This is a genomic window from Thermococcus fumicolans, from assembly GCF_055386755.1.
Genome location: NZ_AP042424.1, coordinates 1,542,749 through 1,566,838, shown reverse-complemented (window position 1 = coordinate 1,566,838; position 24,090 = coordinate 1,542,749). Strand labels below are relative to the sequence as shown.

The 24,090-nt window shown below is 56.0% G+C and carries 22 protein-coding genes and 1 tRNA gene; 10 read left to right on the top strand and 13 right to left on the bottom strand.

Features of this window, described 5'->3' with window-relative positions; genetic code table 11:
- Positions 1 to 224 precede the first annotated feature (224 nt).
- Complete coding sequence (locus tag ACZ5AM_RS08730) at positions 225 to 3,176, top strand: glucodextranase DOMON-like domain-containing protein (protein ID WP_464914593.1); 2,952 nt, start codon at positions 225 to 227, stop codon at positions 3,174 to 3,176.
- An 81-nt stretch (positions 3,177 to 3,257) separates the two neighbouring features.
- Here the strand turns inward: ACZ5AM_RS08730 and ACZ5AM_RS08725 are convergent, their stop codons facing one another.
- The 4 genes from ACZ5AM_RS08725 to ACZ5AM_RS08710 all read right to left on the bottom strand — a co-directional run bounded on the left by ACZ5AM_RS08725 (position 3,258) and on the right by ACZ5AM_RS08710 (position 5,831).
- Positions 3,258 to 3,896, bottom strand: coding sequence for a hypothetical protein (locus ACZ5AM_RS08725; protein ID WP_464914592.1), 639 nt, complete (start codon positions 3,894 to 3,896; stop codon positions 3,258 to 3,260).
- Between the two features lie 64 nt (positions 3,897 to 3,960).
- Positions 3,961 to 4,332 carry a hypothetical protein gene (locus ACZ5AM_RS08720; protein WP_464914591.1) on the bottom strand — a complete coding sequence of 124 codons (372 nt, stop codon included), beginning with the start codon at positions 4,330 to 4,332 and terminating at the stop codon, positions 3,961 to 3,963.
- A 51-nt stretch (positions 4,333 to 4,383) separates the two neighbouring features.
- The gene (locus tag ACZ5AM_RS08715) at positions 4,384 to 5,532 is read right to left on the bottom strand and encodes a tRNA (guanine(10)-N(2))-dimethyltransferase (RefSeq protein WP_464916098.1); all 1,149 of its coding nucleotides are present in this window, start codon (positions 5,530 to 5,532) and stop codon (positions 4,384 to 4,386) included.
- 35 nt (positions 5,533 to 5,567) lie between these two features.
- Complete coding sequence (locus ACZ5AM_RS08710; RefSeq protein ID WP_464916097.1) at positions 5,568 to 5,831, bottom strand: 50S ribosomal protein L35ae; 264 nt, start codon at positions 5,829 to 5,831, stop codon at positions 5,568 to 5,570.
- A gap of 93 nt (positions 5,832 to 5,924) precedes the next feature.
- On the opposite strand from ACZ5AM_RS08710, the gene ACZ5AM_RS08705 reads away from it, so the two are divergent.
- Positions 5,925 to 6,512, top strand: coding sequence for a metallophosphoesterase family protein (locus ACZ5AM_RS08705; RefSeq protein WP_464914590.1), 588 nt, complete (start codon positions 5,925 to 5,927; stop codon positions 6,510 to 6,512).
- Positions 6,512 to 7,486, top strand: coding sequence for a hypothetical protein (locus ACZ5AM_RS08700; RefSeq protein WP_464914589.1), 975 nt, complete (start codon positions 6,512 to 6,514; stop codon positions 7,484 to 7,486). The genes ACZ5AM_RS08705 and ACZ5AM_RS08700 overlap by 1 nt, the downstream gene beginning before the upstream one ends.
- Here the strand turns inward: ACZ5AM_RS08700 and ACZ5AM_RS08695 are convergent, their stop codons facing one another.
- Positions 7,487 to 8,416: an NOL1/NOP2/sun family putative RNA methylase gene (locus ACZ5AM_RS08695; RefSeq protein WP_464914588.1), complete on the bottom strand. Its 930-nt coding sequence runs from the start codon at positions 8,414 to 8,416 to the stop codon at positions 7,487 to 7,489.
- 294 nt (positions 8,417 to 8,710) lie between these two features.
- On the opposite strand from ACZ5AM_RS08695, the gene ACZ5AM_RS08690 reads away from it, so the two are divergent.
- The gene (locus ACZ5AM_RS08690) at positions 8,711 to 9,562 is read left to right on the top strand and encodes a Kelch repeat-containing protein (RefSeq protein ID WP_464914587.1); all 852 of its coding nucleotides are present in this window, start codon (positions 8,711 to 8,713) and stop codon (positions 9,560 to 9,562) included.
- 159 nt (positions 9,563 to 9,721) lie between these two features.
- Here the strand turns inward: ACZ5AM_RS08690 and ACZ5AM_RS08685 are convergent, their stop codons facing one another.
- Together ACZ5AM_RS08685 and argF are read right to left on the bottom strand one after the other, a co-directional pair.
- The gene (locus tag ACZ5AM_RS08685; protein ID WP_464916096.1) at positions 9,722 to 11,086 is read right to left on the bottom strand and encodes an ATP-binding protein; all 1,365 of its coding nucleotides are present in this window, start codon (positions 11,084 to 11,086) and stop codon (positions 9,722 to 9,724) included.
- Between the two features lie 93 nt (positions 11,087 to 11,179).
- On the bottom strand, positions 11,180 to 12,127 hold the full coding sequence (gene argF / locus ACZ5AM_RS08680) for an ornithine carbamoyltransferase (RefSeq protein ID WP_464916095.1): 948 nt from the start codon (positions 12,125 to 12,127) through the stop codon (positions 11,180 to 11,182).
- A 223-nt stretch (positions 12,128 to 12,350) separates the two neighbouring features.
- On the opposite strand from argF, the gene ACZ5AM_RS08675 reads away from it, so the two are divergent.
- A complete protein-coding gene (locus ACZ5AM_RS08675) occupies positions 12,351 to 12,863 on the top strand; it encodes a DUF996 domain-containing protein (RefSeq protein ID WP_464914586.1) in 513 nt (170 codons plus the stop codon).
- A gap of 74 nt (positions 12,864 to 12,937) precedes the next feature.
- Positions 12,938 to 13,678 (top strand): FAD-dependent thymidylate synthase, encoded by a 741-nt coding sequence (gene thyX, locus ACZ5AM_RS08670; protein ID WP_464916094.1) that lies wholly within the window; start codon positions 12,938 to 12,940, stop codon positions 13,676 to 13,678.
- Positions 13,679 to 13,705: 27 nt separating this feature from the next.
- Here the strand turns inward: thyX and ACZ5AM_RS08665 are convergent, their stop codons facing one another.
- Both ACZ5AM_RS08665 and ACZ5AM_RS08660 read right to left on the bottom strand, forming a co-directional pair.
- Complete coding sequence (locus ACZ5AM_RS08665; RefSeq protein WP_464916093.1) at positions 13,706 to 14,950, bottom strand: HD domain-containing protein; 1,245 nt, start codon at positions 14,948 to 14,950, stop codon at positions 13,706 to 13,708.
- Positions 14,951 to 15,035: 85 nt separating this feature from the next.
- Positions 15,036 to 17,174, bottom strand: coding sequence for a restriction endonuclease (locus ACZ5AM_RS08660; protein ID WP_464914585.1), 2,139 nt, complete (start codon positions 17,172 to 17,174; stop codon positions 15,036 to 15,038).
- Between the two features lie 121 nt (positions 17,175 to 17,295).
- Between ACZ5AM_RS08660 and ACZ5AM_RS08655 the strand changes: the two genes are divergently transcribed.
- Positions 17,296 to 18,537 carry a phosphoglycerate kinase gene (locus ACZ5AM_RS08655; protein ID WP_464914584.1) on the top strand — a complete coding sequence of 414 codons (1,242 nt, stop codon included), beginning with the start codon at positions 17,296 to 17,298 and terminating at the stop codon, positions 18,535 to 18,537.
- Here ACZ5AM_RS08655 and ACZ5AM_RS08650 read toward each other — a convergent pair whose 3' ends face one another.
- Both ACZ5AM_RS08650 and cobB read right to left on the bottom strand, forming a co-directional pair.
- Entirely contained in the window at positions 18,538 to 18,939 is a 402-nt protein-coding gene (locus ACZ5AM_RS08650) for a DUF3783 domain-containing protein (protein ID WP_464914583.1), read from the bottom strand. It lies immediately after the preceding gene.
- Positions 18,932 to 19,690, bottom strand: a complete 759-nt coding sequence (gene cobB / locus ACZ5AM_RS08645) for an NAD-dependent protein deacetylase (RefSeq protein ID WP_464914582.1) — start codon at positions 19,688 to 19,690, stop codon at positions 18,932 to 18,934. Before cobB ends, ACZ5AM_RS08650 begins: the two co-directional genes overlap by 8 nt.
- 145 nt (positions 19,691 to 19,835) lie before the next feature.
- Here cobB and ACZ5AM_RS08640 point away from each other — a divergent pair, with 145 nt between their 5' ends.
- From ACZ5AM_RS08640 to ACZ5AM_RS08630, 3 genes are all read left to right on the top strand, one after another.
- Positions 19,836 to 21,023: an aromatic amino acid transport family protein gene (locus ACZ5AM_RS08640; RefSeq protein WP_464916092.1), complete on the top strand. Its 1,188-nt coding sequence runs from the start codon at positions 19,836 to 19,838 to the stop codon at positions 21,021 to 21,023.
- 102 nt (positions 21,024 to 21,125) lie between these two features.
- Complete coding sequence (gene glyA / locus ACZ5AM_RS08635; protein ID WP_464914581.1) at positions 21,126 to 22,412, top strand: serine hydroxymethyltransferase; 1,287 nt, start codon at positions 21,126 to 21,128, stop codon at positions 22,410 to 22,412.
- Positions 22,413 to 22,524: 112 nt separating this feature from the next.
- Complete coding sequence (locus tag ACZ5AM_RS08630) at positions 22,525 to 23,016, top strand: immunoglobulin-like domain-containing protein (RefSeq protein ID WP_464914580.1); 492 nt, start codon at positions 22,525 to 22,527, stop codon at positions 23,014 to 23,016.
- A gap of 17 nt (positions 23,017 to 23,033) precedes the next feature.
- Here ACZ5AM_RS08630 and ACZ5AM_RS08625 read toward each other — a convergent pair.
- Positions 23,034 to 23,111, bottom strand: a tRNA-Lys gene (locus tag ACZ5AM_RS08625).
- 43 nt (positions 23,112 to 23,154) lie between these two features.
- Positions 23,155 to 24,003, bottom strand: coding sequence for a tRNA(Phe) (4-demethylwyosine(37)-C(7)) aminocarboxypropyltransferase Taw2 (gene taw2, locus ACZ5AM_RS08620; protein ID WP_464914579.1), 849 nt, complete (start codon positions 24,001 to 24,003; stop codon positions 23,155 to 23,157).
- Between the last annotated feature and the right edge of the window lie 87 nt (positions 24,004 to 24,090).

The following is a 24,090-nucleotide window of genomic DNA, read 5'->3' as shown; positions in this document are numbered from 1 at the left end:
TTAAGAAGTTGTGGTTGTCACGCCCGAGTTGCGTGGGTCGTAGAGCTTCTTTTACCTTAAATTAAAACCCTTCTTAGACGTTAGTTTTATTAGGAACCCATACCAAATTAATCTGCCCATAAACGGCCTATGGGCAATAAAGTTAAAAACATGACCACAGTAAGAGTATTGAACCCCATCGCGGGAGGTGAAGGTTCGTGAAATCCAAAAACGGATTTAAAGAAGTGAAGAACAGGAAGCTGCAAGTGCTTCCCCTGATATTCCTGTTGCTTGGAAGTACGCTCTGGTTCGGTGCCAGCATCGGTCTCGCCAGCGCTTCTGAGTCAGGCAATGTTTTCTGGACAGGCCTTTATCAGGCAGAGAAGGGCAGCGTTGTTTCACTCGCTTACGGTGACTCGGGGCTCGTTTTTGTCGGATGGCTCAACGGTGCAGGGGTTGATCACTCTGACGCTTGGATTGTAAAGCTCAACGAGAACGGTACCGTGGCCTGGCAGAAGGCCTTCAGCGGTAACTACGGCCTCAGCGATGTTAGGGCCTACGGTGAAGGCTACCTGGCCGTTGGTTGGGCCAACGGTGCCGGGATAACCAAGAACGATGCCTGGATCGTCAAGTTCGATAAAGACGGGAACGTCGTCTGGCAGAAGGCCATAGGCGGTGACGGCAATCAGGAGGCCTTTGCAGTTTCCGGCAACGCCTTTGTCGGCTGCTACAACGGCCAGCCGTGGATAGTTGGCTTTGACCAGAACGGAAGCCCCACCTGGCAGAAGGTCCTCCAGGGAGAGGGCAACTACGGCTTCACCAACGTCCTCAAGGACTACAAGTACTACTACGCCGTTGGTTGGGCCAACGGTGCCGGAATAGTTAAGGATGATGCGTGGGTTGTTAAGTTCAAGGGCGATGGCAGCAAGATCTACTGGCAGAAGGCCATAGGGGGCCCCGGCGAGGAGAAGGCTACCGCTATAGTTCCCGTTTACAAGGGTACCGTGACCTCGATAATCACCGACGAGGGAACCGTTCTCATAAAGTTCGACTACTACGGCAACCCGAAGTGGCAGAAGCTCTACAAGGGGGTCTTCATCAAGAACATGTACAGCAGGAAGGGTGTAATACTGGCCGTCGGCACCATGGACGGAAAGCCCTTCGTTATGAAACTGACTGATGACGGAACGGTGATCAAGGCCTTGGTGTACGAGACTGAGACGGCTGGTGCCCTGAACGCGGTCATACTCGAGGAGGACGCCGCCTACATCGGCGGTGAGATGGACGACAACGCTTTTGTGGCGGCACTGCCGCTTTCAGGTGTTGCCATACCTGACAGCTCGCTCGCCAAGCCCGTTACCATAGAGGTTCAGGATTCAAACCTCACCATCAAGGACACTTCCCTCGAGCTCGTTAACACCGATGCTAGGGTTGTCGAGACTTCAGCCGAGGCCGTTGAGACTTCCGCCCAGTTCACCCAGCTCACCGGTATGAAGAAGGTCCTCAGCGTCAGCGACCCCGAGGGAGACGACAACGGTCCAGGAACCTACACCTACCCGACCAACCCGGTCTTCAACCACACCGGGCTCTTTGACCTTACCGGCTTCACCGTCTATGAGACAGCCGATAACTACGTCATGTACTTCCACTTCAAGAACTTGGGCGGCAACCCATGGTTTGCTCCGAACGGCTTCAGCCTCCAGATAATTGAAGCTTACTTCGACTTCAAGGCCGGTGGCACTACCTCAGCGATTAAGCTGGCCGACAACGGGCCAGGAGCGAACGTTAACATCGACCCCTACCACCCGTGGGACGTTGCCCTTAGGGTCCACGGCTGGGGCAGCGACCTCGTCCTTCCGAACATGACGACCATACCGATAAAGGCCACCGCGGACCTCTCAACCAACACTGTAATAGTCACCGTTCCGAAGGAGTACCTCACAATAAACTCCGACACCTACTACACCGTCCTCGTTGGTTCGCAGGATGGCTTCGGTGTCGACACATGGAGGGACGTTAGCGTTCAGGCCGAGGAGTGGAGGGTCGGTGGCGGTGACGCCGATGCCATCATAGCCGGTGTCGCCCCGCGCGTTATGGACCTCCTCGCTCCAACTGGCTTCGTACCGACCCAGGAGGAGCAGCTGAAGAGCTACAACGTCGAGAGCGAGAAACTAGCAACCGTTGCAATGCTCCCGGAGGAGTACGGCTACATCACGGTCACCCCGGAGCCGGCTGATGCCACGGTCTACATTGACGGCATGGAGATCGGAAAGGGCACCATCGAGCACTACTTCCTCCCGGCAGGGCTCCACGAGCTCAAAGTTACGGCGCCCAACTACCTCGACGAGGCCCTCAACGTCTCTATAGTAGCTGGCCAGGAGCTTTCGGTCCCGATAGAGCTCATTCCGAGGACTGGAATGCTGACCATTAACAGCACACCTGTTGGCGCTACCGTCCTCGTTGATGGCCAGGAGATCGGCAAGACTCCGATTGAGAAGTACAGGGTTCCGATTGGGCTCCACGAGGTCACGGTAACCAAGAACGGCTACTACCCGGAGAGCTTTAACGTGTCCATCCAGGAGAACAAGGAGCTCAGCTTCAACGTCGAGCTCATTCCAAAGACCGGAATGCTGACCATTAACAGCACACCCGTTGGCGCTACCGTCCTCGTTGACGGTCAGGAGATCGGCAAGACCCCAATAGAGAAGTACAGGATCCCGGTGGGTACTCACGAGGTTGTCGTGAAGATGGATGGCTACAGGGAGGAGAGCTTTAACGTGTCCATCCAGGAGAACAAGGAGCTCAGCTTCAACGTCGAGCTCACCCCGCTGACCGGCACCCTTACACTCACCTCAGACCCGAGTGGCGCCACCGTCATCATCGATGGCAAGGAGGTTGGATCCACGCCTCTCGAGAAGTACACTCTGAGCGTTGGCCAGCACCAGGTTGTTGTCAAGAAGGACGGCTACAGGGAGGAGAGCTTTACGGTCACTATTGAGGCTGGGAAGGAGGTCAAGAAGAGTGTGAAGCTTACTCCACTCCAGACTACTACGACGACAACCACTACTACAACCACTACGACCACCACAACAACTACTACAACCACCACTACGACCGAGGGCAAGGGTGGAATCTGTGGCCCAGCGGCCCTAGTTGGACTAGCAATAATCCCACTCCTCCTCAGAAGGAGGAAGTGATTTCCCCTCTTTCTTTTTCCGTTTCTATCTGCACTCCGCGGATTCCTTGTGGACGTTTCTGATGTCGAGGGTCTGAGAAGACTAGGGTTGTAGTATCTGCCTTATTTCGGCGTCCACGGGTATCGAGTGTTCTCCCAGGTATTTGACGAGATCTGCTGGGGCACGGAGGAGAGAAACGTTGAGCCTGTAGTGCCCCCTGTAGGAACTCACCCTGGCCACGAAGAGGTAGTCGAAGAGCTCGGGGACGAGGTAGTGCGAGAGGAATTCACCCGCTAGGTCTAGTTCGTTCAGTACTAGTGGGGTGTGCGTGAGGAGGAGTGTTACGTCCCTCTCCCCGGCGGTTTCCAGGAGTTCCATGATCCCGTCTGCACTTTTGCCCTTTACCAGGGGGAACCTTGAAACTACGAGCGTGGAGCCGGGTTCTACGGCGTTCACAGCCTCCATTACCGTCGACATCTTGTATGCTGTTCCGAAGTAAAAACCGCTCAGATCATCCCTGATCCTTCTGAGTATCCCTAGGCTGAAGCCCCCGCCGATCTGAACGTGGTATACACTGCCCTTCTCCAGGAAGGCAGCCTCTATACGCGATACCAGAAAGGCCTCGGAGAGCTCGTCTGAGAAGAGAACGGCTAAGGAGCTACCCCTTCTTATTCCAAAGGGAAACTCCTCGAGGGGTTTTATCTCCTCTGGTTCAGCGAGAGTGTGGAACACCAGGGCCATCGAGGAAATAACGGTGTTGGAATATTTATACCTTGTGGCCACCGCTAAAGGGAAAAATAAAAATTCAGAGCAGGGCACTTATCAGTAGGGCTATAACCACCCCAACGACTATCTCGAGAATTATTGCCAGTATGAGGGCCACGAAGGCCTTTCCCCAGCCGGTGTTGAAGACTGTCTTGATAACCCACACGTAAGCTACTATCGCGATGATGATGTTTATGACCGGCAGGAAGAACAGGACCATCGCCACTATCGCCGCGATTATTCCGCCACCCAGTATCGCTATGAAGCTCTTGCCCAGCGTAACGTCTTTGATCCCAGCCAGCTTGGCCCCCATCTCCATGAACCAGGCCGCTATTATGAGGCCTATCAGCCATCCCACTACCATCGCGGTCATGCCGAGCCCGAAGAGGGCCATATCCGGTGTGGCTCCCATATGTGCTCCGGGCATGGTACGTCACCATTTTGTATGGTTGGGTGCTCTCGTTTATTTGCTTTTGGGTCTTCCGGCCAGTATCTCTAGGACGGCTCCAAAAGGAGCGTCTGTTTTCACCGCCGTTGGGGAGAAATGTGTTCTGGTCGCCCTGTACCCCCTCTCCCTGAGTTCGTCTATTACCTCCCCCACCTTCCTTAGCTCAAGTCCGTTTCTCCTTGCCAAGGCGTGCGTGTCGTAGTGGAAGGGAACGTCCAGCTCTTGAACAATGGTCTCTAGGAAGGGGATGGTCTTTTTATGGGCGAGCTCGCTTTCTTTAGCTATCGCCAGCATCTTCTCCACGAATCCCTGATCTTTCAATGGGCCGAGCCACATGGGCCCGTAGGCGTTTTTCTTTGCCGGGAGGAAGGACTTCTCGTATTCGAAGCTCCCATCCTCCCCTTGCCACAGATACCCGAGCTGATTTAGGGTTTCATCCCCTTTTCTGGCCCCGCTCCTCAGCTTTAGAAACGCTCTGAAGTAGTGGTCCCGGTAATAGGCAAGTAGAACCTCAACACCTAGGTCGTACTTTACGGCATACCTAACAACCGCACCTATCAAAATCCTCAGGCCGGCCTCGTGGCAGAGCTCACCCCTTATGGGTTCCCCCAGGTACTTCCTCCTGCAGGCGTTCCTGTAGGCCCCGCAAAGAACACCGGTATCGGTGGCGGTTATTCCCAGCACCCCCTTCCTCTTAACGGAGCGAAGGGCGGTGTCCAGGAACTCCATGGGGGAGCCAAAGGGGTCCAGGTCGAGAAAGTCAAAGTACCGGAACTTCTCAGCCATCAGCCTGTTCGCGTCTCCTATGTTTGCGACCAGAATCTTCCCACCGGGTTCCTCCACTGTTGCCCGGTTCCCGCTCAACTCGGGCTCAACGCCTGTGTTGAGCTTCAGATTTTCGAGAATGAGTTTGAACGCCTCCTCGTTTATATCGTTCATCCACACCTCATTTGCAGGGGCTTCGAGAGCGTACCTGATCCCCCTTACTCCCGTTGCAGAGAGAGCGTCCAGAACCCTTTCGGGGGAGAGGACTTTGAGGGCGAGGACGCTTATGTCTCTGTTGAGGGCCATAACCGGGTTGTAAAATACGGGTGCGTCGTATATCCTCTCCGCCTTTGGAACTAGGATCCTCGCGAGACCTTCCCTGATCTCGGTAAACTCCACGTCTCCCACCAATGGAAAGAAAAGGTTAGGGGCGTTTAAAGGATTTCGACGTAATCACCCAAGGCCTGTCCCGGGAGCCCGGGCTTGAAGTAGGCCTTCACCTCGCCCCGGTTGCCGTGGGGCCTGAGTATCTTACCGAACATCTTCTTGCCGGTGGGGCTCTTCCAGACCACCTTCCTCCCTATGAGGGCCCCGGCCCCTCCCCTGTCGTTCACTCCAAGGGGCTTGAGGATCATGTGGTGGTTGTGCTGGTGCTCGTGGCTACCGGCGTAGGAAAGGATTATTGCCTTCCCCCTCATGATCCTCACCCCCGGATCATCTCTTCCAAGCCGATTTTTAAAGGTTATCGGTGCATGCGGTAGGCTAATATAGCCCAAGGACGAACTCCTCCTATGGTGCTAGGGATCCTCAGGAGACTCCAGTTTAAGAGGGACGTGCTTGCGGAGATCTCAGCCTCTGACGAGACGAGGGTAATGCACGTCAGCGACACTCCCGAGAGCGTTTACCGCTTCATCGAGGGGTTGATAGAAAAAACGGGGCCTGATTACCTTATCCACACCGGGGATATGGCGGACAACGTTAAGCTGGAGAGGAGGCCGGACCTAAGGCCACTCTACGAAGGAGCCCTGAGAAAGCTCGCAAGGGTTCTAAAGGGCTCTGGGGCAAGGCTTTACGTAGTTCCGGGCAACGAAGACGATCCCGAGCTGGTGAGGGAGTTCTTCGGTGATGCAGTTGTGGAACCAGGTACCGTCGTGGAGATCGAAGGCTTCAGGTTCGCCCTCGGTCACACTTGGAAGGATGTGGTGGATAAAGAGGCGGACTTCAGGCTCTACGGCCACAACTTCAAGCTGATTGATAAGGGATTAAACGGTGTCCTCGGCGTTAACTTCGTCCTCCTCCCGAGCGGGAGGACTTACAGGGTTAAATACCCTGGTGGAACGGATTTTGATAGGGGATACAAGACCTGGAGGGGATTGTGATGAAGGTTATCCGCTTTGGGCCGTCGATAGTGTTCCTGAGAACACCGCACCTCGATGCGGTCAAGTCCGCTCTGGAGGATGTCTTTGGGGTGGCCGAGGTAAGCACGGAAGAGGCAATACGGAGCAGCAGCGAGTTTGAAACCGTGCTCTTCGTCACCGACGAGTGGCAGAAGGAGACCCTTCCCCCGAAGACGGGCTTTCTCGTGAGGTTCCACGCCCCCCTCGTTCTCAGCGAGATCATAAACAGGAACCTCCCGATTGAGAAGGTTCACGTGGAGAGCACGCTTCTCTTCCTCAGGGTTCCGCAGAAGGTTGAAGAAGCCCTTGAATTGATCTCAGAAAAATACTCCGGCAAGGTCATGGACATAAGGAGCGCCCTCGACGAGGGAGAAGCTAGGGACACCATAATAGCCATCACAAGAAAGAAGCTCAACTCCCCCATAGGCCCAGAGGACATAGAGGGGGCCGTTCTCGTAAGGCGCAACTTCCTCGAAGTTTACAGGGAGCTCCTCCTCGATGCCCCGCTCCTCCTGCTCAAGCTGATGCCCGAGTGGAACGAGTTGACCATCAAGATCTACGACACTGAGAAGCGCTACGAGGAGAACATCGAGCGGCTGATGATGGTTATAGAGGACCTCGACCTCGGCTTCATCGTTGGGGAAGGCTGGGACTGGGACTACCCGAGGCCCTTCATGCGCGTCCCGGTCTACAAGCTCAAGCTCCTGACGTGGGAGAAGCCCGAGCGCGTCAAGTTCCTGCTGAAGGGCATCGAGTACGTCGGCTACAAGCGCCTGTGCGACATAGACGTCTTCGTCGAGGGCAAGAAGATACACTGGACCTCCCTAGGAAAGTACGACTCGAAGTTTGAGCTGGCTCAAAAAGCGAGAGAAGAGCTGGAGAAGCACCTCAGCGAGGACGTATCGAAGAGGCTGAAGGAGCTCGACGAGCGCCTCGTCGCCGAGTCCAAGGATTAACTAAAGCTTCCTTATCTTTGCCACGAAGAAGCCGCTCGTTCCGTGCCTGTCGGGATAGAAGCGCTTCGCCTTCTTTATCTCCTCACTCAGTTCGATTCCGAAGGGGTTCGTCAAAGCCGGCTCGCCGTAGCGGAGCGGGAGGAGCTCAACGTCGAAGTTGTCCAGAACCCACTGTATCACGAACTCGTTCTCCTCCGGCTCGAGGGAGCAGGTGGAGTAAACGAGGGTTCCACCTTTCTTCAGAACGCTCAGTCCCTTCTCGAGGAGCTTCATCTGCAGGTTCTGGCAGAACTTCACGTCCTCCATCGTCCTGTTTGCCTTCCTCTCTGGGTTCTTGTGTATCGTTCCGGAGCCGGTGCATGGGGCATCGAGAAGGATTTTATCGAACTCGACTCCGAGCTCGTCTATGTGGAGCGATGAGCTGTGGATTAAGACGGTATTCGTAACGCCGAGGCGGGAGAGGTTCAGGCGGGTTTCCTTTAACCTATCCTCGCCGACGTCGAAGGCGTAGATTATCCCTTCATTCTCCATGAGCTGAGCTAAATAGCTTGTCTTCCCGCCTGGTGCTGCCGCCATGTCGGCGACGGTCTCGCCGGGCTTAGGTTCCAATGCAACCGGGGGGTACATCGAGCTTGCCTCCTGGATGTAGATGAGGCCACTGAGATATTCTGGCGTTGAGGTTATCGAGAAGGGCTCGCGGGTGAGGCAGAAGCCCTCCCTCGCCCAGGGGACGCGCTTAAACTGGAAGCCCTTCTTGTTGAGGAGCTTGGTGAGCCTGGGAACTTCTATCCTGAGCGTATTGACGCGGAAGCACCTCGGCAGGGGCTTCTCCATCGCCTCGGCTATAGCTAATGCCCTCTCGCCCCAGAGCTGATAATAGCGCTCCGCGAATGTCTTGGAGTAGCCGAGGCTGAAGAGCTTTTCGAGCATGGTTGGGAGTTGGGGGAGGGGTTTAAAAGGTTCTTGGGTGGCGGGTCGGTCTTTTAATTGGCTCATGAGTACAGACATTAATCCAGTACCGAAAAACTAAAATAGCTGGATCCAGTAAGTAATTTATCCCGTGCTGGGCGGAAACAGCCCGCACCGTTGTGTTGGGGTGGATGGCATGAGGCGTGGCGTTCCTCTCGCTGTCCTTTTCATTGTGGTGGGGATAGCTATTACTGGGCGTGGAACGCCCTTGGATCGAACTCCGATGGCATTCACGTTGTTGGCGACGTCGAGCTCGTGGAGATCGACCATGATGCCCTAGCAGGGCTTGGGAACGGGTTTTTCGTGAAGGTGGACAACTCGACCTTCATAGCTAGCGTTAAGGTTCTGCTTAAGGGGGAGAGAGTCGAGCACAGGGTGTATTGGTTGGGGGATGGGAAGTCAGAACTGATCGGCAGACTCGATGTCCCCTTCGTGGTGGACGTGCCCGCTCTGTGGGTAAACAGCGAGGTGTTGCTCTTTGGGGGCATGAACTCCGGCAACCCCACCCTAATCCCGGTCGTTTACGCGTATAACCCTGAGAACGGGGGCATGAGGAAATTCGTGGAGATGCCCTTTAGGGACTACGACCAGCTCTCCCTCCTCTGGGACGGCTCAAAGGCCTATCTATTCGTCAGGTTCCTGGATAGAAACCTCTCCGCCTATTCATTTGATCCCTATGCAAAGAGGTTTCAACGCCTCGATCTCGATTTCCCGGAGGGTTTCGTCTTTCCGGGAACTTCACAGTATGCGGCCGTGTGGTACAAGGGAAGGGGATACCTCGTACACGGTGACAGGATAGCGGTCTTCGATCCCCTCTCAAGAAGCCTTGTCTGGGCGCCGGTTAGGCTTCCCGATAAATACTGGGCCAGGACGGCGGTGGCGACTGACAGGGGGATATACATCTTTGGTGGCTTTGACGACAATCTCAACTTCAGCCGTAACGTCTATCTCTTCGTCCCCGAGAATAAGACCCTAACAAAAGTTGGCATCCTCCCCTATCCCCTCGGGCAGGCTCCGGGTGCCTGGGATGGTCGGAGGATATACATAGTCGGCGGGAGGGGCCCGGGTCCCAATAAGTACATCGTAATTTTCACGCCGAAGGGTTAGGGCGGAGCGTTCGTTAGTTTTTGGGCTCTGCTTTTCTCTGCGGATGTTGATAGACACCTTTTCCTTTTGGTTTCTTCAGCTTCGAGTGCCGTTTATGAAAGTCCACTTTCACAAATTGGCCCTTTTATGAAATGAAAATAGAATTTTATTGAGAAAAACTCAGGATGGCCCCTCAACCAGTCTCCTAAAGTCGTCCAAGTCCCAAGCGAGGTAGCCCTCCCTCCTCAGTTCGTCTTTGTCCTTCACTTTTTTGGCTACCACCCCATAGTTTTCGTTCCAGCCCTTAAGCCCAACGAGGCCTGCCTTCCTCTCCAAGTCCCTTAAAATTCCCCTTGCTTCCAGTTTTCTTAACTCCTTCCACTTCACCTCGATGAACAGGGCCTTCTTTTCCCTCTCGTTCAAAGCCACCAGATCAATCTCCTCGTTTTTCTTCCACCAGCGTCCGATTTTCGTGAATCTGAACGGTAACTTTCCCCTCCCGTTGAGCTCGATTAAGAACTGTCTTGCAACGTCTTCAAACGCCCTCCCCACGTGGGTATTGAAAGCGTCCCAATTCATCTCAAACGTCCCGATCTCGACCTTCCCCCGGTTAGGTTTTACGAACTTGAACCAGAAGGCGAAGAAGTTGTCTTTTAGGTAGTAGCGGGCTCTTTTACTCCTCTCACTTTCAGTTACTGGCACTTCCCTTTTCACGAGCTCAAGGGAAGTCAGCGTTCTAAGGTATTTTGGCATGTCCTTAGTCTCTATTCCTGCGTACTGGGCGATATCACTGACCCTGTGCCTCCCGTTAGCCAGGGCCTCAAGGATTAGATAGTAGCGGTGAACGTCGCCGAGCTCTTCTCTGAGCACGAACTCTGGCTCTTCGTAGAGAATTGAAGTCGGTGAAAAGACGGTCTCCATCAGCTCCTTCTTCAAGTTCTCTCCCTTGAAGAGACGGAAGTACATTGGAACCCCTCCGGTTACTGAGTAGATCTCCATCACGGTCTTCAGGGGCTTCTTTGGGAAGTATCCGGCCACATGGAAGAAACTTAGGGGCTTTAACTTGAGCTGGGCCGTTCTCCTGCCGTAGAGGGGATTGTTGTAGCCCATTAAGCTCTCCATCAGTCCGACGAGAGAGCCGCTGAGTATGAGGAAAAACCTCTCATCCATTATCTCATCCACGACGTACTGGAAAACCGCCGGTGTGTTTTTATCGGTGAGCAGCAGGTAGGAGAATTCATCAATTACCACGACGAGTCTCTCGGGGGCCTTGAGTTTTAATAGCTCGAAGGCCCTTCTGAAGTCGTCAACCTCAACCTCCGGCAAACCGAGTTTTTCTGCGCTCTCGATGTAGAACCTCCTGGCGTTGGCCCTCAACCCATCCTTGTCGGCGAGGAAGTAGATGGCGGGCTTGTCCCTAATGAATCTCTTCACGAGCTCCGTTTTTCCGACCCTTCTACGCCCGTAGAGAATCAGCACTTCCTTCTTTCCCGAGTGGTATAACTTCTCGAGTAGAGCCATCTCATTCTTTCGGTTCACGAACATTATCTTCACCGGGATAATCTTTATCAAGATAATTTTAAGAATTTCGGAAGGATGGAATGTCAGGTAGGAAAACAAAGCGAAGAAGAAAAGCTCTCAGACCTTAATCCCGCCCATGACGAGGGCCATGACGGCCTTCTGGGCGTGGAGCCTGTTCTCGGCCTCGTCGAAGACGACGCTGTTCGGACTGTCAACGACGTCGTCGGTGACCTCCTCGCCCCTGTGGGCCGGGAGGCAGTGCATGAAGATGTAGTCGGGCTTGGCGTGCTTGACGAGATCCCTGTTGACCTGGAAGGGCTGGAATATCTTCCTCCTCTCCTCTGCCTCTGCTTCCTGACCCATGCTCGCCCAGACGTCGGTGTAGATGACGTCGGCGTCCTTGACGGCCTTGACTGGGTCGTGGAGGAGCTCGAAGCTTCCGCCGCTCTCGGCCGCGTTCTGCTCCGCCCACTTGATGACCTTCTTGTCCGGCTCGTATCCTTCGGGCGTGGCGACGACGACGTTCGCTCCAAGCTTGGTTCCGGCTATCATGAGGGAGTGGGCGACGTTGTTTCCGTCACCGACGTAGACGACCTTTAGGCCCTGGATCCTGCCCTTCTTCTCGAGTATGGTCTGGTAGTCCGCCAAAGCCTGGCACGGGTGGGAGAAGTCGCTGAGACCGTTTATTACCGGGACACTCGCGTACTTGGCGAGGTCTTCCACATCCTTGTGGGCGTAAACGCGGGCCATTATTCCGTCTACATAGCGGCTGAGGACGCGGGCGGTGTCTGCTATCGTCTCGCCGCGCCTGAGCTGAAGATCCTGGGCGTTGAGGTAGAGGCCGTAGCCTCCGAGCTGGTAGATGCCGACCTCGAAGGAGATCCTAGTCCTGGTCGAGGGCTTCTGGAAGATCATGGCGAGCGTTTTGCCCTCGAGAACGCGGTGCGGTTTTCCAATCTTGTTCCAGATCTTCATCATCTCGGCCGTCTTGAGAATAGTCTCAAGCTCCTCCCTCGTGAAGTCCTGGAGGCAGAGAACGTCCCTTCCGGCTAGGCTAACCACCATGTGCATCACCGTCTAAAGCTGGGGGGCGGATTTAATAACCCTTTCGTCGGATTAAAGAAGTCTGTTTTGAAATTCTTTGAATCTAAGGTCCTAGAAGTTTTCCAAACGTAATGTCATCTATGCCCTAAACTGGCTCCCCATGTTCTTTCGGCATACCCGGTTTTCTTTGATAAACAAGAAAACGTTTTAAAGATTGAATTCCCAAAAATGTCGAGGTGATCCCATGGCGGAGTTGAAGGATGCAAAAGTATGGGGTGGCGTTGGAGCCATACTAACCGTTGTTGGTCTGGGTTTTATAGGGTTTATACTTAAATTGCTTGGCGTCAAGAAGATATCCGAGGCCACCGGCAACGAGGAGATATTCAGCAAGTACCTCTGGTCGGCAGTGCTGGCTATAATAGCCTCTGCTATCCTGTTCGGAAGTTTCTTCATGGCAGGTGGGGGTCTTGGCCTGGGAGCCATTGGACTTGGCACTGTAATCGCGGCGATCCTTATGATACTGGCGGCCTGGTTCATGAAGCAGAGCTACGACATGATCGCCTCAGAGACCGGCGTTGGAATGTTTCACACCGTTGCCCTCCTGTATATCATTGGTGCGGTGTTGACGATAGTCCTGATCGGTGTCTTTCTGGTGCTCATTGCCGCAATACTGGAGATCGTAGCGTTCTTCTCCCTCCCGGACTCAGTCCCGGGGAAGGCCTCCCCCTCGCCAGCTGAGGAAGAGGCCATCTTCTGATGGCACTCTTTTAATTTTTGTTGCCGTCTCAAAAACCTAATAAACCCCCGGCGTTCCTATTCTCGGTGGCCGACATGGGGGATAAAATCCGGGTGACTCTTGTCAATTATACAAAAAAGCCGCTCGAAACTGTCACATGGGCGGCCCTCATAAGCTACTGGGACGGGTGGGAAACGGAAGCCTTTGAGAGGATGGGCGAGAAGGACGTCAAGATGCACCTCCCGAGGGTTCTCGGCTACGGTCACGAGTCCATCCTGGAGCACGCGGTTCTGACCTTTGCGATAGAGGGATGTTCTCGCGTATGTTCGCACCAATTAGTGAGACATAGACTGGCAAGTTATACCCAACAGTCACAGCGTTACATTAAATTAAACCCAAACGATGTAGAGGAGACCTTTGTGATTCCTGAGAGCGTGAAAGAAAAGCCAGAGCTCTACGAGAGGTGGAAGGAGTTCATGAAAAGGGCCATCGAACTCTACGAAGAAACTTACAACGCCAGGGTTCACCAAGAGGACGCACGCTTCATCCTTCCCCAGGCAGTCAGGACAAAGATCGTCGTGACGATGAACCTCCGCGAGCTCAAGCACTTCCTTGGCCTGAGGGCCTGCGAGAGGGCCCAGTGGGAGATAAGGGAAGTTGCCTGGAAGATGCTGGAGGAGATAGCGAGGAACGAGGAGCTGAGGCCAATCATAAAATGGGCCAAACTCGGGCCGAGGTGCATTCAGATAGGCTACTGTCCGGAGGGCGAGCTGATGCCGCCAGGGTGCTGGAAGAGGACGAGGGAGAAGTGGAAGTCCCTGGTTGGAGGTACCTGAGCCCCTTGTGGCCAAAAAGTAGAGGGATCAGCCGAAGAGAACCTTTTTCCACACCTCCCTGATCCTTTCCACGTACCCTGCCGGGGAGGCTATCAGAACGGCCCATCTGGGAGTCTGTCTCCTCTTGAGGGCGTTCGCTAGGGGGGTGACTCTGGTCAGGGGTTCCAGCCTGCCGTCGTCCATCAGGACGTTTATCTCCGTGGCCTTAAGCCTCGGCTCGCTGAGCATCAGGTCCGCTATGCTGAACTCCAGGATCACCTCGCCCTCCTTGGCCCCCACGGCATCTGCCAGGTTCCTCTCTATCTCCTGCCTCCTCTTCACGTTCTTGTAGGCAGTTAGGAGCTCCCTCTTCTCCTCCGGGCTGAGCTCGTCGGCGCTCGCCAAAACCGCCGCCTTGTAGAGGTCGCGGTACTTTATCCTCCTCACCATCTCAGAGGGGAACCCCTCGAGGTCCTCCAGCTCGACGAGAACGCGGCAGTCTATCATCTTCCAGAAGTCCCAGAGGTGATCCTCCTCGAGGGCGAATTCCAGAGCCCTGGTCAGCATGCCCTCAGCTATCTTCACCGTGTGGTGGAAGTAGACCCTCGAGTACATCAGCGACCTCGCCACCATCATTCCCTCGACCGCTTCAACGCCCTTCTCCTCGACTACTAGTTCGTCGTTGTGGACGGCCATCACCTTGAGGAGCCTCTCCATGTCTATTATTCCGTGTGCGACGCCGGTGTAGTGTGCGTCGCGGATTAGGTAGTCGATCTGGTCCACGTCCACGTCGCCGTGAAGGGCCTGGCCCAGGTACCTCTTTTTGCCCCTGCCGAGGATGAGTTCCGCTACCTCGCGGGGATCCATGCCGTAGTTATCTAGGATCTCGGGGATCCTGCCGCCGCCGTTTCCGTCCGTCAGGTCGATCTCGCCCAGGATTATCTTCTGACCGAGGCGCATGTGGTCGTATTCCCTCGTGTAGTGCTTGTAGATGCTCTCGAAGGTGTGGCTGAAGGGGCCGTGGCCGATGTCGTGTAAGAGCGCCGCTATCTCCAGGAGTAGGCCCTCCTCCTCGTCCAGGCCCAGCTCCCCTGAAAGCCTTCTCGCGACGTTCCACGTCCCCAGCGAGTGCTCAAAGCGGCTGTGGTTCGCCCCCGGGTAGACGAGAAAAGCAAGACCCAGCTGTCTTATGTGCCTCAGCCTCTGGAACTCGGGCGTCCTCACGAGGTCGAGAACCACGCCGTCTATCTTCATGCTCCCGTGGATTCCATCGTGGATGACCTTTCCACCCATCATCACCACCGAAAAACGTTCGTCAATCGGTATAAAAGGGTTTTCCACAGATTGCCAAAATAAAGCCCTCAAAATAGGAAAAAGGTCACCTGTACTCCCGCTCGAGGCCCATCTGCTTCAGCTTCGCGGCCAGGCCTTTGACCGGGACGAGGTCCTCCTTGATTATTTTCCCGGTCCTCGTGTCGATCCTGGCGTAGTACAGGCGGTCCTTCCCGGATACTTTTATGTGGACGTAGCCCTTGTCCTTGTAGTGGGTTAAACGCTCCGTCCTCGGGTTATCCTCCCCGTACTTGCTCCTGAGGTGCTCGTGGTACCTCTCCTCCAGCGCCCTCTCCGTGAAGTGAACCCTGCTCTCCAGCACTTCTCCGTTCGCCCTGTCGAGAACCAGCTCGCCCACCTTTGAAACCCCTGTGAACTTGACCACCCAGTTATCGGAGAGCTCCACCGACTCCACCTTGGCCTCGGGATCCACCTCTCTGGCCCTCTCCTCGGCGATCTTCTCGGCGAGCTTCCTCCTCAGAACCCTGTCTATCTCCTCCATTATCTTGCCGTCCCTGCTGAGTCTGATCCTCACCTCATGGGTCTCGTTGACGGCGTCCACTATGTACTCGTCGGTCTCTCCAGTCACCGAGGCGATCTCGTAGCCTGGGTACCTTTCGAGGACGATCTCCCCGGCCCTCTTCTCGGATATCTCCACGAAGTAGTCCAACACGTCCCCCGTGGAACCGTCTATTTTGACCCGTGCCCTCCCGTGCTCCCCTGACAGCTCCACCTCAAGGTGCTTGTGGTCCACGACGCGGTACGAAGAAAGCTCGAGCCCCTTGACCGGGAAGTTCTCCTCGATTATCGCCTTCGCCTTTCTCACGGCCTCCCCGAGTGGAGGGAACTCGGCCACTTCCTCGTCCCTTCCGGTGCTCAGGTCAACCCTCACCACGCGGATTCTCTCGCCGGCCAAGATGTCTGCGACTGCGCTCCTCTTCCCGAACTCCATCTCCAGTATCTCCCCGCCGGGGTACTTGCTTTTGAGGAGCTCCCTCACGGCGTCCTCGCTCATCCTCGTGCTGAACCTGAGGGGCTTTCCTGTGTAGGGATTGAAGACCGCTTCAAAGGAGAACCTCGCGGTTTTTCCCGAAACCACGACTTTCTTCTCCTTCATCGCAACCTCTGTGCTCTCGACGGACTCCCCGGTCTCCGCGAGCACTGCCTCAGCCGCTTTCCTGACGAAATGCTCCTCTGGGAGGGGTTTCAGGGAGACCTCGATTTCGCCCTGCGGGAGTTTTATCCTGGCCTCTCCCCTGTTGTCCCCTATCTTCAGGCCCAGTTCTGCCTCTGTGGGTATGTAGACCTTCTTCCTGGACGCGATCTTCACCCTGTTCTCGGTGGTTCCGAGGTTCTTGGCGACGCGCTCCTTGACCACCAGAACGGCCTCCCCCGGGGACAGCGGCACCTCGATCTCCCTCTCGGTGGCCCTTATCGTTGCCGGTGAGTCCAGTCTGGCCTTTTTGAGGGGGACGCTGAGCTCCGGATCCTCGTCGCCCCTGAGGATCACTTTCTCCCTTGAGAAGACGACGGCGGTTCCCCGTTCAGCTTCGTCAACGCTCCACGACACCACGTACGAGCTCATGAACTTGGCCTTGAGTGACGAGAGCTCGACCTCCTTGGGCTCGACCGGATACCTGGAGGCCACTTCCCTGGCAACGCGCTCGAGGATGGTCTCCGGTGAGAACTCGTACAGAAGCGGCGCGTCGAGGCTGAACTCCCTGAGAACGTCCTCTGGGCCGGGTTCGGGCTTTTCCTTCTTTTCCACGAGTGTTTTTACGTCCTCGGGGATGGGAACGGAGTAGTTGTTCAGGAGTGAGGCGAGCTTGTCCCCGTCCCATGGGATTATCCTCCCGCGGTACTCCCTTGAAAGCAGGAGCTTGGCGTCCTTTGTGAAGCCCGCCGGGGAGACGAGGACGCCTTTGTCGGCCTTCTGGGCATTCACTATTCCCCCGAAAACGTTCACGTCCCTTGAGCTCGCGAGCCCCTTGTCATGGAGCGCTATGACGACCTTCTCAGTACCGGCTATGGGGTCGTTCCTCAGGGCTATCACGTCGAGCCCCCACTCGTCCCTCCGGGGAACCTTCTCGTACTCTATGAAGCCCATCCTCCTGAGGAGTTCAACGATGATATCGATGAGCGCCTCCCGGGGGGCGACCATCAGCATCTCGGACGTCCATGTCACCGTTACCACCACGTAGTAATGGTTTGTTCGACCTCATATAAATCTCTTTCTTCTAGGTTATCACCCCGGGTGTTTAGAATGATTTTTAACATGTCCCAGGCAATACCCTCCGGGTGAAAGCATGGAAGCTTTCAGGCTCACCGACTTCAGCTTTGAGGACAGAACGGTTTTTCTTAGGGTTGACCTCAACTCCCCCGTCAAGGGTGGCAGAATACTGAGCGACGCGAGGTTTCGAGCGGCCCTTCCGACGGTTAGGGAGCTCCTTGAAGGGGGTGCAAAGCTCGTCATAGCCACCCACCAGAGCAAGCCCTACAAGGAGGACTACGTGACGACCGAGGAGCACGCTGAGATACTCTCCCGCCTCCTCGGACAGGAGGTTGAGTACGTTGAGGACATCTTTGGAAGGTACGCCAGGGAGAGGATAAAATCCCTGAAGCCTGGGGAGGCCCTGATGCTCGAGAACCTCCGCTTCTCGGCTGAGGAGGTTCTCTACAAGCCCCTTGAGGAGTGCGAGAGGACGCACTTTGTGCGGAAGCTCTCCCCGCTCATAGACTATGCGGTCAACGATGCCTTCGCCGCCGCCCACAGGAGCCAGCCGTCCCTGGTTGGGTTCGCACGGATAAGGCCCATGGTGATGGGGAGGCTCATGGAGGGTGAAGTGGATGCCCTCTCGAGGGCCTACGATACCAGAGAGGGGCCGAGGGTCTACGTCCTCGGGGGGGCGAAGGTGGACGACTCGCTTGGAGTTGCTGAGAACGTTTTGAAGCGAGGAAAGGCAGACCTTATCCTCACGGGCGGCCTCGTCGGCCAGGTGTTCACGCTGGCGAAGGGCTTCCACATCGGTGACGCCAACATATCCTTCCTGGAGAGGAAAGGCCTCCTAGAGCTCGTTGACTGGGCCGAGAGGATCCTCGATGAGTTCTACCCCTACGTGAGGACGCCGGTTGATTTTGCCATCGACTACAAGGGGGAGAGGTTCGAGATAGACCTCCTGAGCGATGAGAAGAGGCTCCTTGACGGCCACCCAATAATGGACATAGGAACCAGAACCGTTGAGAAGTACGGTGAGATCCTGAGTGAGGCCAGGGTGATAGTGGCTAACGGCCCTATGGGCGTCTTTGAGAGGGAGGAGTTCGCCAAGGGCACGGTGGGGGTTTTCAGGGCTATAGGAAAGAGCAGAGCTTTCAGCGTGGTCGGCGGCGGCCACTCCATAGCGAGCATCTACCAGTACGGCATCGAGGGCATAAGCCACGTCTCCACCGGAGGGGGCGCGATGCTTAGCTTCTTCGCCGGGGAGAGGCTCCCGGTTCTGGAGGCCCTTGAGATAAGCTACAAGAAATTCAAGGGGAGGCTTGGCAGCTAGTTACCTTTTGAAGTCGAGGAAGGGGCCGCTCCTCTTCTTGGCCTCCCTCCGGGCCCACTGGTACGCCCTGAAGTACTCGTCCTCCTCTATCCACTCCTCTATCAGCTCCTCAAGCGTCCTCTCCAGCGATATCGGCGTCGTGGAGACGAAGATTATCCTGCCGAGTCTGAGGGGCCTGATCGCGGAGATCACGCGCTTTATGAACTCGTTGGAACCGTGCATTATAAGGAACTTCCTCTCGTGCCAGTCGGCGCTTCCCCTCGGCCTCTTCTCAACGACCTCCCTCAGCTTCCATCCGGTGCACTCTCTGGGCAAGGGAACTACTTCGACGCCCCCAAGGGCCCCCTCGACGAGTTTAACCTCCTCGCTGGTGAAGCCTATTAGGAAAACCCCCTCATTCATCTGCATTCCTCCTCAATGCCTTTAGGATCCTCTCCATGGCCTCCCCGGCCGGGGAGGGTATGAAGACGTCGGCTATGGGTGTTATCCCGCTCCTCTTCGGGTTTATCTCTATGACCTTCCCGCCCCTCTCCTTCACTATGTGGGGGATGTAGGCGGCTGGATACACGACGCCGCTCGTCCCGATGACGAGGACTAGGTCCGACCTCTCCGCCAGCCGGAAGGCCTCTTCCAGTGCGCCCTTGGGGAGGGGTTCCCCAAACCAGACGACGTCCGGCCTCAGCAGGGAGCCGCAGCGCGGACATCTTGGGAGGGTCCTTTCCTTTAGGAACTCCTCGAGCCTTCCGCTCTCCTTGAGGTTCTCCCCGTAGGTGCAGGAGGTGCACCTAACCCGGAATATGTTGCCGTGCAGTTCGATCAGGTTCCTGCTTCCGGCTTCGCGGTGGAGGTCGTCGACGTTCTGGGTTATCACAGCCCTGATTATACCCATCCTCTCAAGCTCCGCCAGTGCGAGGTGGGCCCTGTTCGGCCTGGCCTTCCTTATTAGTTCCATCCTCCACCTGTAGAACTCCCAGACCAGAGAGGGGTTCTTCCTGAAGGCCTCGGGGGTCGCGAGCTCTTCGGGTTTGTGGTTCCTCCACAGCCCGTTGGCGTCCCTAAAAGTCGGAACGCCGCTTTCCGCACTTATCCCCGCCCCGGTGAAGGCGATTGCATGGCGGGAGCGGGCGAGGAGTTTGATCGCTTCCCCTATCATGCTAGCCCCTACTCGCCGAACCTTAAAAATCATGCCCGTCGTTTAGGCGAACCCCACGCGTTCCCGAAGATTTTTTGAAGAGCCGTTCATGTTTCCGTAGGAGGGTTTAAATTGTGTTCATCTGTACATCCAAGTGGTGAGAGAGATGCCGGTCTCCGAGGGTGTTGAGAGGAGGAAGGTCGCCACATCCCACGGGAGGTATTACTCGGCGAGGATAGCGGCCCAGAGAAGGAAAAAGCTCGTGGTCATCCAGAACATCAGGAGAAGGAAGTGCGTGAGGGGCATCAGGACGAGCCCCATCACCATTGAAAAGCCGAGGATAAGCGAGAGGGAAGCCCTGGCTGTTCTCGTGGGAACCCAGATTGGAGCGGGAGTTCTAGGCCTCCCCTACGCGGCCAGCAAGGTCGGTCTCATCCCCGCCTTAGGCGTCCTCATCGGGGTAATGCTCCTGATGCTCGGGACGGCCTTCATAGTGCTGAAGTTCTCGGCCAGAATGGACGGGGCCCAGATGAGCACCGTAGCCAACAGAACCCTCGGCAAAGCCGGCGGCTGGCTCATGTACCTCAGCATAACCCTGATGAGCTTTGGGGCCCTGCTGGCCTACGTGGCCGGTATGGGACAGGTGTTCGCGAGCCTCTTTGGGATCAGCGAGACGGTGGGAGGCTTCGTATTCTGGGTTCTGGCATCGCTGGTGGTCTACCACGGCCTCGAGGCGAGCGGAAAGACGGAACTGGTTATGAGCTACATCATGCTGGCCCTCTTCATCGGCGTCACCTTCATGCTCGTTCCGCACGCAAAACTTGAAAACGGCCTCTACTCCGACCTCTCCGGGATCCTCAGCATAACGGGAGTGGCCATCTTCGCCCTCGGCTGCCACACCATCATACCGGACGTCTACAAGGGCCTCGGGAGCTACGAGAAAACAAGGAAGGTGGTCGTCCTGGCTTTCCTAATACCCACCGTCGTCTATGCCGTCTTCATGGCCTCTTTTCTCCTTGTCTTTGGCAGGAACACGCCAGAGGTGGCTACCCTTGGCCTCCAAGAACTGTACGGAAGGCTTGGCTGGCTCGTTGGCAACCTCATTCCGCTGCTTGCGATAACCACGAGCTACATAGGCATAGCTCTGGCACAGCAGAGCAACAGCGAGGAGTTCGTGAGACTGAAAAGGTCGTACGCGTGGGCCCTAACGGTGGTTCCCCCAGCTGTGGTCTACTTCGCCGGCGTCAGGAACTTCGCCGACGTTCTGGCTTTTGCCGGCGACACTGGCGACATGCTGGCCTTCATCGTGCTTCCGGTCCTAATGTGGCTCGCCCACCGCCTCAGGGGGCGCTGAGCCCTCTTTTCTTCTCCAGATTTGATGTACATTTCTGGATACGTGAACACCTTCGGTAAGATTTATATTCGGGACGTTCAAATCTCCATCGAGGTGTTTGCGATGGCCGAGTACAGGGAGTACCGCGATAAGGTTCTGGGCTTTATTGAGGACCACGAGAACTGGAGGAAGCACACGATAAACCTCATAGCGAGCGAAAACGTGACTTCTCCGAGCGTTACAAGGGCCGTTGCGAGCGGTTTCATGCACAAATATGCCGAGGGCTGGCCGAGGCAGCGCTACTATCAGGGCTGCAAGTACGTCGACGAGGTTGAGCTCATCGGTGTCGAGCTCTTCACCAAGCTCTTCGGTAGCGACTTCGCCGACCTTAGGCCGGTTTCCGGAACCAACGCCAACCAGGCGGTCTTCTTCGGTCTCACCCAGCCGGGGGACAAGGCGATAGTCCTTCACACCAGCCACGGCGGGCACATAAGCCACATGCCCTTCGGTGCCGCCGGAATGCGCGGTTTGGAGGTTTACACCTGGCCCTTTGACAACGAGGAGTTCAACATCGATGTTGACAAGGCCGAGAAGCTCATCCGCGAGCTCGAGCCCAGGATAGTCGTCTTCGGCGGTTCGCTCTTCCCGTTCCCGCACCCGGTCAAGGAGCTCGCGCCGGTTGCGAAGGAGGTTGGAGCGTACGTCATGTTCGACGGTGCCCACGTCCTCGGTCTTATAGCTGGAAAGCAGTTCCAGGACCCGCTCCGCGAGGGAGCCGACATAATCACGGCATCAACCCACAAGACCTTCCCGGGACCGCAGGGCGGTGTAATTCTCTACAAGAGGTTCGGTGAGACCGAGGAGATAGCCAAGCTCCAGTGGGCCATCTTCCCCGGAGTGCTTAGCAACCACCACCTCCACCACATGGCCGGAAAGGTCATTACGGCAGCTGAAATGCTCGAGTACGGCGAGAAGTACGCGGCCCAGATAGTTAAGAACGCCAAGGCTCTGGCGGAAGCCTTAGCCGAGGAGGGCTTCAAGGTCATCGGTGAGGACAAGGGCTACACCGAGAGCCACCAGGTTATAGTTGACGTCAGCGACCTTCACGAGGCTGCTGGCGGATGGGCGGCGCCTCTCCTCGAGGAAGCCGGCATAATCCTCAACAAGAACCTCCTGCCCTGGGATCCGCTCGAGAAGGTCAACACCCCGAGCGGTCTTAGGATAGGCGTCCAGGAGATGACCCGCGTTGGCATGATGGAGGACGACATGAAGGAGATAGCCCACTTCATTAAGCGCGTCCTCCTCGACAAGGAGGACCCGAAGAAGGTTAAGAGGGACGTCTACGGCTTCCGCGCCGAGTTCCAGAAGGTCTACTACTCCTTCGACCATGGACTGCCGCTCAGGGAGTGATCTTCTCCTTTTCTCCCTTTTGTATTGTTCCCTTTCCAAAACTTCAAACCATTTTGAAGCCGTCGCAAGCCTTAATACTTTCCACGTTCCTGAGAACGATAGGGTGCCGGGGATGAAGCGCGTGCTTCTTGTGGTACTGCTCCTGATCGGAGTAGTTTTCGCGTACCAGGTTCTGAGCACCCACGGGAACGCTTCCGACGGCCTGACAGTTAGGGAGAACCCATCGAACCTCAACGAAAGCCTCGGCCCGATAGTGCCTGTTGAGAACGCTTCGTTTATGCATCCCGATAAGGCCTTCTACTCTCCCAACGACACGATGGTACTCACGATAACCAACAAAGGGAACGACACCGTTACAACGGGCTACGCTTTCAGGCTTTACCGTCTGGAGGACTGGGAGTGGAGGGAGGTTCCCGTTAACATGACGTTTGCCCAGGTCTTGATCACAATCGGGCCGGGAGAAAGCTGGGAGCAGAAGATCGAGCTGGCGAAGCTGAACCTCGGGCCGGGACATTACAGGATAGAGAAAACGGTAGTGATCACTGACCTGGCAAACAAAATGAGCATGAAGATCAAAGCGTGGACTGAGTTCAACGTGGGGTGAGAAAGGTGGTTTTGTGATGGCGGGCCGGACGGGATTCGAACCCGCGGCCACGGGGTTAAAAGCCCCGCGCTCTAACCAGGCTGAGCTACCGGCCCACGCCCGCCGGTTGATACGGGTGGAGCTTTTATAAGTTTTGCCCTACCTCTTGAAAACCCTAACATCCACCACGACGTGCCAGACGCCGGGTGCGTAGCGTTTGATGACCAGCTCGTTGAGCTTCTCCGCCTCGTAGCCGTGCTCCTTAGCTACCCTTCTGAAGGTCTCAAAGGGCTCCGCCGGCATCAGCCTCTCCGGAACGGTGTTGTGGTAGTGGATTATCGCCTCGTCCTTCGCTATGCTCAACGCTTTCGGTATGAACTCGGCCGTTTTGACGACGTAGCCCATGAGGACCCTGTCGGCGATGTTCTCCCCCGGAAAGTCGCGGTTGTCAATGTTGTAGGCCGTCATCCTGTCCTGGACTTTGTTAAGCTCTATGTTCTCTACAAGAAAGCGGAACGTGTAAGGGCTCTTCTCTATCGCGATGATCCTCGCTCCACCGTGGACGGCCATCGGAAGGCTGAGGTGCCCGATTCCCGCGAACATATCAACGACCAGCTCCCCCGGCTTCGCCACCTTCGCCATCCTCACGCGCTCCTTGACGTTGGCCGGCGAGAACATTATCCGAGCGACGTCGAGCTTGTACTTGATCCCGTTTTCCACGTGAACCGTCACCGTGTCTGTGCCGTAGAGGAGCTCGTAGTTCGTCTCGCGGAACTCGCCGCTTATTCTGCCCTTCCTGAGGACGGCTTTAACGCCGAGAACCTCCGCGTAGACCTCGGCTATCCTTCCCTTGTAGGGCTCGAGCTCGGGCCTGAGCGGTAGAATTAGAACGTCCCCTATCTGAACCCAGTGCTTGGGGAGCAGCTTGACTAACCCCTCTGGAAGCTCGCGGGAGAGGATTTCCCTTATGCGGGGTTTGATGAGCTGGGTTCTGCCTTTCCGTGACATCGCCCTTTCTCAGGCCTGGAACCTTAAAAGGGTTCCTTTCGTCGTTTCGGCAAAAAGCGAGGAGAAAGCCTTAAAAACCCGTGGACG